This window comes from Sphaerisporangium sp. TRM90804 (genome assembly GCF_029846175.1).
In the GTDB taxonomy this organism is placed as follows: domain Bacteria; phylum Actinomycetota; class Actinomycetes; order Streptosporangiales; family Streptosporangiaceae; genus Sphaerisporangium.
Window position 1 is genome coordinate 476,786 of sequence record NZ_JARWAC010000009.1, and the last position, 11,927, is coordinate 488,712.

Here is an 11,927-nt window from a genome sequence, read left to right on the forward strand (position 1 = left end):
TGCTCGTTTAATGCAACAAGTCCGCAAAATTGAGTTGGAACACCGCAAGTTGCTCGTTGAACCCTGAAATTTCGTGAGCAGCCTGTGGCAACCGCTTCCCCATGACTCCCGTCCGTCCGGCCGGCAGGTTCCGTGTCCGGGCCGTTCCCGCCGACTTCGGCCCGGCCGCGGAGGTGCCGCCGAGCCGGCCGGATGGACGGGCACCCCTCCGCCCCCCACGCGAGGAGTCACCCTCATGCCAAACTGGCGCAGCGTCACCGCCGCTGCCGTCCTGCTCGTGACGACGGGCCTGATGTCGGCCCCGGCGCAGTCGGCCGCGGCCTCCGGAGAGCCGGCCGCCGCCGCGCGGGCGACCGCCGCCGCCGAGCGTACCGCCACCGACGTCCATCTCTTCTACTACCCCTGGTACGGAAGCCCCCAGGTGTACGGAAGCTACCGTCACTGGCAGCAGGGCGGGCACACCCCGCCGGAGAGCATCGGCGCCGACCTGTACCCCAAGCTCGGGGCGTACGACTCCGGCGACCTGCCCGGCGCGGTGACCCAGCACATGCGCTGGATCCAGCAGTCGGGCGCGGGCGTCATCGTCTACAGCTGGTGGGGGCAGGGTTCCTACGAGGACGGGCTCGCCGCAGGCGTGCTGGCCACGGCCGCGAGGTTCGGCGTCAAGGTCGCCTGGCACCTGGAGCCGTACAGCGGGCGCACCGCCGCCTCGACGGTGGCCGACATCAACTACATCAACTCCCGCTACGGCGGCAGCCCGGCGTTCTACCGTGACGCCGCGCACGGCAACCGCGGCGCGTTCTACGTCTTCGAGAGCCTGCGGATCACCGACTGGGCCGCCCTGGACCAGGTGAGCTCCAGCAGCATCGTGCTCGCGCAGACCACCGACACCTCCAAGGTCGCGCACTTCGGCGGCATGTACACCTACGACGCCATCGCCGGGCTGACCGCGCCGGGCTGGAAGAACGCGGGCGACTTCTGCAAGGCCAACGGCCTGGTGTGGGCGCCGTCCGTCGGCCCGGGGTACATCGACGACCGCGCCGTCGTCGGCAACACCACCCCCACCCTGCCGCGCGACAACGGCGCGACCTACGACACCGAGTGGCGCAACGCGCTCGACCCGGCCACCGGCGGCCCGCCGAGCTGGGTCTCGGTCACCTCGTTCAACGAGTGGCACGAGGGCTCGGTCCTGGAGCCCGTCACCTCCACCCCGCCCGCCGGCTACGGGTACCAGACCTTCGAGGGCGCCTACGGCAAGACCGGCGCCGCCGCCGAGACCGCCTACCTCGACCGGACCAGGTACTGGGTGGAGCAGTTCACCGGCACGACCGTCCCGCAGCCGAACCCGAACCTGGCCGCGCGCAAGCCGATCAGCGCGACGAGCCACACCCAGGGCTACGTCGCCGCCAACGCCAACGACGGCAACACCGGCAGCTACTGGGAGAGCGCCAACCACGCCTTCCCGCAGTCGATCACCGTCGACCTGGGCGCCGCCTCGCAGGTGGGCAGGATCGTGCTGACCCTGCCGCCCTCCTGGGGCGCCAGGACGCAGACGCTCTCGGTGCACGGCAGCCAGAACGGGTCCGCCTACACCACGCTGGCGCAGTCGCGCGGCTACACGTTCTCGCCCTCCGGCGGGAACGCCGCGACCATCACGTTCCCCGCGACCACGCAGCGCCACATCCGGCTGACCTTCACCGGCAACACCGGATGGCCCGCCGGGCAGGTCTCGGAGTTCCAGGTCTACCGCACCTGACCGTCCTCCCGGGCAGTCCTGCGCCCGGTACGGCCACCGGCCGTACCGGGCGGACGTGTTTCCGGGCCCCCGCCTTGGCGTTGGGGCCTCCACCTTGGCCTTGCCGTGACCTAACCCTGCTGGCTTTCTGTCTGGTTTGTACCTTTTTGGGGTGTTTGGTACATTGATGTCGTCCTGGGTGTGGGTGATGACCACCCAGACGCCGTCCCCGGCACTCGCGCCCCCCGTGCGGCCCGCGCCGCCGCGGCCCGCCGGAACCCACCGGAGCCCGCCGGGCGCCACTCGTGATCAACCCGACAGCGATCCACCGTGAGGAGGAGACCCGTTTGCGTCACAGGCCGTTCCCGTCACCGCGCGCCCTGTGGCGCCTCGGACGTCGTCTCCACCGCCCCCGGTCGATCCGTGGCCGGGTGACGGCCCTGATCGCGCTGCTGTCCATGCTCCTCCTGATCCCCTCCGGGGTGCTGGCCGGCATGGTCGCGCGCCAGGAGCTGACCAACGCCGGCTGGCTCGACGCCCGCCACGCCGCCGACCTGATCGCCGCGGCGGACCGCGTGGGCAGGCTCAGCGGCCCGGAGGTCACCTCAAGCGTCCCGGGCGTCGACCTGGTCCAGGTGGTCGCGCCGGGTCCCCGTGTCATCGCCGCCTCGCCGGCCGCGCGCGGGCTCCCCCCGCTGACCAGCGTGTGGCCGTCCCCTTCGGATCCCCAGAGCGACGTTCAGACCTGCGCGCACCCGGCGCTCGGGTGCATCCGCATCTCGGCCCTGCGGGTCACCTCCTCCGACGACTCGACCGTCGTCTACGCGGGCGGCCCCGTCCAGGGGCTGATCTCCACCGGCGTGTTCGACGCGCTCTTCTCCATCCAGGTCGCGCTGCTGATCTCCCTGGCGGTCTGGGCGACGTGGAAGATCACCGGACGCACCCTGCGGCCGGTCGAGGCCATCCGCGCCGAGCTCGCCGCCACCAACGTCAACGACCTCAGCAGCCGCGTCCCCGAGCCGAACAGCGACGACGAGGTGGCCCGGCTGGCGCGCACGGTCAACAGCACGCTGGAACGCCTGGAGAAGGCCAAGACCGGCATGGACCACGCGCTCGCCCAGCAGCGGCAGTTCGCCTCCGACGCCTCGCACGAGCTGCGCACGCCGGTCGCCGGCCTGCGCGCCCAGCTCGAAGAGGCCCGGCTGCACCCGGAGGACACCGACCTGGACGACCTGCTGGGGCGCGCGCTGCGCGACGTCGACCGGCTGCAGGCGATCATCACCGACCTGCTCCTGCTGGCCAGGATCGGCGCCGGCGCCCCCGGGGCCGCGACCCGTGAGGTCGACCTGTCGGAGTCGGTCCGCATGGAGGTCTCCCGGCGGGCCGACCGCCTCCCGGTGCAGCTCCGCCTCACCCCCGGCGTGTACGTCGACGCCGTGGACACCCAGATCGCCCGGGTCCTGACCAACCTGCTCGACAACGCCCAGCGGCACGCCCGCCGGCTCGTGCGGGTCGAGGTCCGCCCCGCGGGCGACAGCGCCGAGCTGGTCGTGGACGACGACGGCGACGGCGTCGCCGAGGCGGACCGCGCAAGGATCTTCGAGCGCTTCACCCGGCTCGACGCCTCCCGCTGCCGCGACCGGGGCGGGACCGGCCTCGGCCTGGCGATCGTCCGCGACATCGCCCGCGCGCACGGGGGCACCATCGAGGTCTCTGCCTCCGACGCGGGCGGCGCCCGCTTCGTGCTGTGCCTGCCCCTCGCCGCCCGCTCCGGCGGCGCCGCACCGCCGCCCGCCTCGCACGCGGGGAGCGGTCTGGCCTCCACCCGCTAGGCCTTCCCTCCCCGGTCCTCCCGCGCTGTGGAATGAGTTTGCGCGCGCATGAGATTCGCCGCCGTACGCACAGGAAACGTGAGGAAGCAGACGGGAATCCGGCGTTCGCCCCCGGGGGCGGCGACGGATTCCGTGCTGTTCGTCCAGGAAACCACGGCCCGTTAAGAGCACCGTCGCGGCGGGCGACCGAAAGAGGTATGACGTGGCCAGTGTGGAAACCACGAGAAACAACCGCCAGGCGGAGAAGTCCGTTCCGGCGTCCGGCGTGGGCAAGGCGATGGCCGGCGGGAGGAAGGTCGGTGAGACCCTCACCCAGGGATGGGAGGAGCGGCTGCGCGAGGCCCTCGAATCCGACGGCCGGGGCGTCAGCGAGGCCCAGGCCCCGACGTTCGAGGAGCTCCGCCCGTACGGCCACCAGGAGACCGCCGGATTTCCGGTCTACAAGGACCTGGAGAACCGGCTGCTGAACGCCGTGGACCAGCCGGACCCGGTCGTCGCCCACGTGATGGCGACGTGCGCCGCCTACGCTTACTCCGACCCGAAGACGCTCTCCATGATCATGGCGAGAATGGGCCTGGAGGACAACCACATCCAGATGATCCGGTCGTCGGTCGACGCGATGCTGATCTGCTCGACCGCCTTCCTCATTCAGAGCCGGAGCGGCCGGGTCGCCATTCTCTGTTATCGCGGAACCGAGCCGTTGAACTTCATCAACTGGCTCAGCGACCTCGACGTCGACCCCGAGCGGATCGGCTACCGCATCGGCGACCCGTGCGCCACCGTGCACGCGGGCGTCTACCGCAACGTGCGCGCCACCCGCTACGAGGTCATGAACCTGCTGCGCCGCGCCACCGACCGCCATTCCGACCACGCCCAGGTGCCCGGCGACGCCCTGCACAGCCGGCCGGCGCGATTCGACGGCAATCTGGAGGCGCTCTACATCACCGGGCACAGCCTCGGCGGCGGCATGGCGGCGCTGATGGGCGTGATGCTGCGCCACGAGCGCAAGTACGAGGACCTGGCCGCCCGGCTCCGCGCCGTCTACACCTTCGGGCAGCCGATGATCGGCGACCCGAACTTCGCCGAGGCGTGCCAGAGCGAGCCGTTCCTGCGCGACAAGGTGATCCGGTACACCTACGACAGCGACGTCGTCCCGCACCTGCCGTCCACCGCCTCCGGGCCGTTCCGGCACTTCGGCCGCGAGTTCCACTACCGGATCCCGCACCTGCGCAACGGCATCGTCGGCACGCTGGCGCCCGCCGCGCGGACGTCCATCACGCGCAAGGGGCGCTGGGAGGCCAGGAGGCGCCCGGCGCCGCAGATGCCCGGCCTGCTCGGCATCCCCCTGTCGGCGATGGCGTTCGTCGCGCGCAAGTTCCACGCGACCCGTGCGCTGCCCGTCATGTACTCCATCGACGACCACCTTCCGCAGCACTACATCTCCGCGCTGACCCCTCCGGGAGTGCAGAACGAGTTCGGCGACTAGGCCGCCGGCAACGACGGGCGCCGCACGCGACACGCCCGCGAGGAAAACACGGGACCGCCTCCGAGAGGGGGCGGTCTTCGCGTGTCCGGCGGACCCGGCGGACGGCTTTCGCCGCCTTTCCACCTCCGCGATCGAATCGCTGCGGGAGTTCGGAGCCGGCTTCTGAGTATCTTGGTGGGCATCGCAGACGGGGCGGCCGGAAAGGCCCTGTTTCTCGGTGTTCACCACAGGAGATGGCACGTGATTCCTCACAGCGGGGGCGGGACCGCGCGGCGATCCCCACGGGGGCGGCTGCTGGCGCTGGCCGTCGCGACGGCGATGGCGGGCGGGCTGGTGACGGCGTCCGTCCCCGGTCAGGCCCAGGTGTCCGCGCCGGTCACCGCCGTGGGGAACGCCGGCGGCCCGGCCGCGGGGCCCGAGGCGAGGCCGTGGCCGAAATGCAAGTACGGCCGAAAGAAAGGGACAGACCGGTGTCGCACCAAGAAGCGCCGAGCAAACAAGGGGGACAACGGCGATAAGGGCCAGGAAGGAGAGAAAGGCGACGACGGCTCGAAGGGCGACAAGGGAGATGATGGAGAGAAAGGCGACGACGGAGAGAAAGGCGACGACGGCCCGAAAGGCGACAAGGGCGACCCGGGAGATAAAGGCGACGACGGAGAAAAAGGCGACGACGGCCCGAAAGGCGACAAGGGCGACCCGGGAGACAAGGGCGACCCAGGCGATGCCGGAGAGCCCGGAGACAAGGGCGATAAAGGAGATAAAGGAGACACCGGCGCCAAGGGCGACCCCGGAGACAAGGGGCCCGCGGGGGATCGCGGGGAACGCGGTGAGCCCGGCCCGAGAGGCGAGACCGGTGCGCAGGGACCGCCCGGCCCCTCCTCGGCCATCGACGCCGCCCTGCTCGGCGGGGTGGAGTTCCTCGCGTTCACGCCCGGCGGCGCCACACGGGCGGTGATCCACGACCCCCGGGCCGCCAATCCCTGGATCGACCTCGCGCAGGTACTGCCGGCCCGCCTCGGCGAGGTGGTCGGCGTCGCGCTCACCCCCGTCGGGGCCACCCTCTCGGTCACCGTGCTCGGGTCCCGCAGGCAGATCGCCCGGGCCGCGTGCACGGTCGTCCCGGCACCGGGCACGGGCGGCACCCCCGCCTGGCCGGGCAACTGCACCGCCTTCGCCGTCCTCACCCCGCCGTGGTAGCCCTCCCCATCCGCTTCCCGATCCGTATATGCTGTCATAAGCATATAACCAAACTGGTATGTTCATTCGCGACCGGCCACATCGCTTGGACGAGGGTCGCCTCGTCGCCACGCCTGCGGCGGCGCACGGCCGGGCGCGGACAGCGAGGAGGAGCGAATGCGCGAGAGTCTGGGCATGGAGGCGGGCCGCAGCGTCCTGCGGATGGAGCGGCGGCTGGCGCACCCGCCGGAGAAGGTGTGGCGGGCGCTCACCGAGCCTGACGACCTCGCCCGGTGGTTCCCGAGCTCCGTGCGGGTCGACCTCAGGGTCGGCGGCGAGATCCGGTTCGACTTCCCCGACGAGCCCGGGGTCGTGACCGAGCTCGACCCGCCCCGGGTCTTCGCCTTCACCTGGGGCGGCGAGCTGCTCCGCTGGGAGGTGCGGGCGGACGGCGAGGGGTCGCTGCTGCTGCTCACCCACACCTTCGACGACCGCTACGGCGCCCCCAGCTTCGCCGCCGGATGGCACACCTGCCTGAACGCCATGGACACCGCGCTGCGCGGTTCGTCCCCGCCGCCGTCCGAGGAGGGCGGCGACATGGACGACCTGCTGGAGACCTACATCGAGAAGCTGGGCCTCGACCGCGGCGTCACCGACGACACCGGGGTCCGTTTCGAGCGGCAGCTCAGCCGCCCCGCCGCCGTCGTGTGGCAGACCCTCGGCGGCGACCCGGCGGGGGACGCGACCCCCGAGGGCTTCACACTCCCGCGGTTCCCCCCGGGGCGGCCGCTGGAGGTCAAGCCTCCCCACCTCCTGGAGTACACCGCCGGGGCCGGCGTCGTCCGCTGGGAGCTGCGGCCAGGCACCGGACACGGCGCCCGCCTGACCCTGACCCACACCTGCCCGCCCGGCGACCGCGAAACGGCCCTGACCGGCTGGCGCACCCGGATCGCCCACCTGGCCGAGCAACTCGCCCGAACCCCGAAGCCACCCCGCGACTAGCACCGGCGACGACCCGCGACCAGGCCCCCGGTTGAGCGGCTCACGCCGCCCGAGAACACGCGGCACGCAACCGCGGCGATCGGGGGCCGCGCACCACCAGGGCGGCGAACGGCTTCGTTCGGTGAGTATTCGATCACTGTCGGTTACGATGGAGTGGCTCTGGATCCACAGTTGAGGAGAAAGCCATGCGACGTGCCCTGACCGCCCTCAGTGCCCTGTTCGCCGCCGCACCCCTGGTGATGGCCGTTCCCCCACCCGCCGCCGCGGCCACCGGCACCCTGGTGATCGAGGGCGAGGGCGTGCCCCGCACCCAGCTCGACAACCCCGCGGCCGGCTGTTACAGCCTGCCGTCCTTTCCCTTCCTGAGCCGCGCGGTGATCGCCAACAACACCAACGTCGAGGTGGTCGTCTACTCCGGCCCCGACTGCAAGCGCGGCCTGCTGCGCGCGGGCGTCCGCATCCCCGCCGGAACGGCCAAGCACCGCAGGATGATGGGCGCCCACAGCGTCAAGGTCTTCCCCAACAGCTACGTCCCCCACTTCGAGCCCTTCGGCAAGAAGACCTCCGCCAAGGACGCCCCCTTCTGGGACACACCCCCCGCCGACGCCCCGAGCCTCCCCTTCCCGGGCGACACCCCCGCCACCCGGGTACCCCCGGCGCCCCCGGCCACCGCACAGGTGCCATCAGGAGACACCGCCACCGCGTAGCGCCGCGGGCAGAGCCGTCGCCACCCCGGCCCCCCGGCCCGGCCACCACAAAGGTGCCGCCCGTGGGCGTGGCGGGATCCGCCGTGTGAGCGGGCGGGCGCAGGGGGCGAAACTGTCGGTGGGGGATGCCAGTCTTTCGGGTGGGTGGGCACCGGCGACGTCGCCGCAGGTCACCCGGCAAGTTTCCCCTGCCCGGATTCCTCGAAGGAAGCTCTCATGCTCACCACCCAGTATGTCCACGGGGCTCCCAACTGGCTCGACCTCTCGACGTCCGACACCGGCTCGGCCGCCGCGTTCTACGGCGAACTGCTGGGCTGGAGCTTCCGTTCCGCCGGCCCCGAGTCCGGCGGTTACGGCTTCTTCCAGCTCGACGGCAAGACCGTCGCCGCCCTCAGCCCGAGCCACGACGGCGCCCCGCCCACGTGGAACCTCTACTTCCACACGCCGGACGCCGACACGACCGTCAAGGCGGTGGAGCAGGCCGGCGGCACAGTACGCATGGCCCCCGACGACGTCTTCACCCAGGGCCGCATGGCCGCGTGCACCGACCCCGGCGGCGCCGACTTCTCGCTGTGGCAGCCGGGCGACCTCAAGGGCCTCGACCTGGTCACCGAGCCCGGCTCGCTGGCCTGGGCCGAGCTGTACGTGGCCGACCCCGATGCCGTGAGCCCCTTCTACGCCGACGTCTTCGGCTGGACCATCGAGCACACGCCCTTCGGCGACCTCACCTACATCGTCGCCTCGGCCTCCGAGGGCACCGACCCCAGCCTGGCCGGCCTCCTGCCCCTCCAGCCCGGCGACACCCCCCACTGGCTCCCCTACCTCGAGGTGCCCGACTGCGACGCCACCCTCCTTCTGGCCCAGCAACTGGGAGCCCGCGTCACCGTCCCCGCAATAGGCGCCGAAGGCATAGGCCGCTTCGCCGAACTCACCGACCCCCAGGGCGCCCGCTTCGCCATAATCACCAGCGCCACCCCCTGACCCGAACGCCCCGCCCTCCGGCGATCCAACCAGCCACCGCCCCCGAAACGGCGCCTTCGGCCCGGCCTTTCTGGAGCGCCCCTCCCCCGGCTCACCCCCGCCATCGCGCGAGCGTTCACCCCCAGTCGTGACGACCGCGAACGATCACCCGCGCAACGGTGAGCAGCGAACCGGGATGAATGCCGCCCTTTGGAAGACAGCGCCGAAGGCACCATCTCGCCGAACCCACCGCCCCCAGGGCGCCCGCTTCGCCATGATCACCAGCGCCACCCCCGACCAAACGAGCCACCCCGATCCTCTCAACCCACCCCCTGCGATCCAGCCAGCCACCGCCCACGAAACGCCCCCTAGGGCGCCCGCCACGCAATAATCACCGGCGCCACCCCCGACCCAGACGACCGCCCGATCCTCCAACCCCACCCACTGCGATCCAGCCGGCCACCGCCCACGAAACGGCGCCTTCGGCCCAGCCCTTTCACGGCGCCCTCGGCAGGCGCAGGGCGTAGGCGGCGTTAGGCAGCGCGTCCTCGCTGTTTAGTGCCTGTCGCCGGCGCCGCGTCGGCGGGGAGTAGTGCGGCGAGGCCGGCGCCGCCGTACGGCGGGGACAGGGGGCGTTATGGGCGGAGGGGGCGAGCTTCGGTGGTGGTCAGGGCGGCGCGGATTTCGTGGGCGGGGTCGCCTTCGTGGTAGCGGCGTTCGCTCAGCTCGATGCCGTCGAGGAACTCCTGGTATCTGAGGGCGTAGCTGAGATGGGCCAGCGGTTCGGCGAGGGTCAGGGCCCGGGACGGGTCGGAGCCGGGGATGGCCGCCGACCATGCCCGGACCCAGGCGTCGGTGACGAAGGGCGCCGAGCCGTCCGGTGCGTACTCGCGGAGCCGCAGGCCGTCGATGGCCGGGTGGCCGACGTGGCTGTCGGCGAAGTCGAGCACGACCGTGTGGCGGCCGTCGGATCTCCAGTTGCCGGGGTGGAAGTCGCCGTGCACCACGGTGTCGGGGAGCCCGCACGCCTCCAGTTCGGCGACCAGGGCGGGCAGGCGCTCCACCAGGCGGCGGGCCCGCGACAGCTCCTCCGCGCTCAGGTCCTCGCCGGCCTCGCCGTCGAGAAGCCTGCTCACCTGGGCGGGCAAGCCGCGCGGCGTGCGCGCCGGCAGCCCGTCACCGGGCCAGGCGGCGCCGGAAACAGCCGAGGCCGCGCGGCTCTCGGTCGCGGGTGGCCGCGTGGCCATGCCGTGGAAAGCCTGCGTGGCCATGCCTGAGGCGGTCCGCGCGGTCAGACCGGGATGAGTCCGCGCGGCCAGACCAGGATCAGTCCGCGCGGCCACGCCGGGGACAGCCCGCGCGGGCATATCCCAGGCGGTCCGCGTGGTCATGCCCGGGGTTGGCCGTGTGGTCGTGCCGGGGGTGGTGGGGGGTGGGAATGGGGGGTCGGCGGCGAAGGGGAGGTGGTGGGCGAGGGCGGCCTGGGCGGTGACCATTCGGGAGACTGTGGTGCGGATGACCTCTTCCGGGGCCTGCCAGCAGTCGACGCCGGGGATGTGCGCGAGCAGCGTCCTGCCGTGCGGGGGGTCGGCGGCGAGGACGAGGGGGACGAGGCTGGGGTCGGCTCGGCGGAACACCGCGATGGCCTCGGCTTCGACGGTGGCGAACGGCGGGGTGGTCTTGAGCCAGAAAACACCGGCCGAGGTGGTGATGCGGAACAGGCAGGCCAGGTTCCAGGTCTTCACCTGCTCGGGCCTCGCGAGCACCCGGTGCCCCGCGTTGCTCAGCGCGTTCTCCGCCCAGCTCAGCGCGTCGCGCACCCCGTCCGTCGTCGCCCAGGAGGCGCGGCCGGCGGCGGGTGCCGCGAGGTCGTCGAAGCCGGGGAGGTCGGGCCCCAGAGCCCCTTCTAGCGGGGGGCGCAGCGCCTCGACGTGGTAGGTGACGTGCCCGTCCCTGGCGCCTTCGCCGCCTCGGACGTCGAGCAGGCGCAGCACGACCACGGGCACGGAGAGCAGGCGCCCGAGGTGCGCGACGACGGGTTCGACGTCAGCCCACCACGGGCTGTCCACCGGGAACGGCCCGACGCCGCCGAGGCGCCGCCCGGCCACCGTCACGATCGCGCTGACCCGCCGTCCCGCCCGCTGCTCCATGCCGCAAGTGTGCGGAGAGGACGCGCCGTGCCGCCAGCCGTTTAGCGCCGGCCGTTCGGCACGCCGCACACGCGGCCCGCGCCGCCCGTGGTGCCGTACCAGCGGACTCCGGACGGCCCGTGCCCACCACCTGAACCTCAGGCGGCGGACGCCGCCCGAGGTGTGGTGCGAACACTTCTTTCGGCGCGTGAACCTCGCATACGCCGTCGGATCAGACGTTGAAGTATTTGGCTTCGGGGTGGTGGACGATGACGGCGGAGGTGGACTGTTCGGGGTGCAGCTGGAACTCCTCCGACAGTTGGACGCCGATGCGGGAGGGGTCGAGGAGTTCGAAGAGCTGGGCCTGGTCTTCGAGGTTGGGGCAGGCGGGGTAGCCGAAGGAGTACCGGCAGCCGGCGATGTTGACCTTCAGCATGTCGTCGAGGGACTCGTCGCCGCCGATGCCGAGTTCGGTGCGGACCCGGGCGTGCCAGTACTCGGCCAGTGCCTCGGTCAGCTGGACCGACAGGCCGTGCAGTTCCAGGTAGTCGCGGTAGGCGTCCTTGGCGAACAACTCCCCGGCCGCCTGCGCGACCCGGTTGCCCATCGTCACCACCTGCAACCCGATCACATCGACCTCACCGGAGTCCTTGGGCCGGAAGAAGTCGGCCAGGCACAGATGCCGGTCCCGCCGCTGCCGCGGGAAGACGAACCGGGTCAGTTCCTGCTCCTCCTCGCCGAGGATGATCAGGGTGTCGCCGTCGCTGACGCACCGGTAGTACCCATACACCACGGCGGCTTCCAGCAGGTTCTCGGTCTGCAACCGCTCCAGCCACATCCGCAGCCGCGGCCGGCCTTGGGTCTCCACCAGTTCCTCGTAGGAGGGCCCGGATCCGCCGC

At 72.0% G+C, this 11,927-nt stretch carries 9 protein-coding genes; 7 read left to right on the plus strand and 2 right to left on the minus strand.

The annotated features are described in order from the left end of the window. Nucleotides 1-235 precede the first annotated feature (235 nt). From PYR91_RS12875 to PYR91_RS12905, 7 genes are all read left to right on the plus strand, one after another. On the plus strand, nt 236-1,756 hold the full coding sequence (locus PYR91_RS12875) for a discoidin domain-containing protein (protein WP_279779903.1): 1,521 nt from the start codon (nt 236-238) through the stop codon (nt 1,754-1,756). A 410-nt stretch (nt 1,757-2,166) separates the two neighbouring features. After that, complete coding sequence (locus tag PYR91_RS12880) at nt 2,167-3,567, plus strand: HAMP domain-containing sensor histidine kinase (protein ID WP_279779904.1); 1,401 nt, start codon at nt 2,167-2,169, stop codon at nt 3,565-3,567. A 202-nt stretch (nt 3,568-3,769) separates the two neighbouring features. Continuing rightward, entirely contained in the window at nt 3,770-5,053 is a 1,284-nt protein-coding gene (locus tag PYR91_RS12885; RefSeq protein ID WP_279779906.1) for a lipase family protein, read from the plus strand. Between the two features lie 174 nt (nt 5,054-5,227). Further along, the gene (locus PYR91_RS12890; RefSeq protein WP_279779908.1) at nt 5,228-6,250 is read left to right on the plus strand and encodes a hypothetical protein; all 1,023 of its coding nucleotides are present in this window, start codon (nt 5,228-5,230) and stop codon (nt 6,248-6,250) included. A 156-nt stretch (nt 6,251-6,406) separates the two neighbouring features. Beyond that, on the plus strand, nt 6,407-7,231 hold the full coding sequence (locus PYR91_RS12895) for an SRPBCC family protein (protein ID WP_279779909.1): 825 nt from the start codon (nt 6,407-6,409) through the stop codon (nt 7,229-7,231). A 185-nt stretch (nt 7,232-7,416) separates the two neighbouring features. Further along, nucleotides 7,417-7,938, plus strand: a complete 522-nt coding sequence (locus tag PYR91_RS12900) for a hypothetical protein (RefSeq protein WP_279779910.1) — start codon at nt 7,417-7,419, stop codon at nt 7,936-7,938. A gap of 216 nt (nt 7,939-8,154) precedes the next feature. Next, entirely contained in the window at nt 8,155-8,919 is a 765-nt protein-coding gene (locus PYR91_RS12905; protein WP_279779912.1) for a VOC family protein, read from the plus strand. Between the two features lie 614 nt (nt 8,920-9,533). Here the strand turns inward: PYR91_RS12905 and PYR91_RS12910 are convergent. Continuing rightward, nucleotides 9,534-11,048, minus strand: coding sequence for an aminoglycoside phosphotransferase family protein (locus PYR91_RS12910; protein WP_279779913.1), 1,515 nt, complete (start codon nt 11,046-11,048; stop codon nt 9,534-9,536). A gap of 211 nt (nt 11,049-11,259) precedes the next feature. Further along, a partial coding sequence (locus PYR91_RS12915) for a vitamin B12 dependent-methionine synthase activation domain-containing protein (protein WP_279779915.1) occupies nt 11,260-11,927 on the minus strand: 668 nt, incomplete at its 5' end.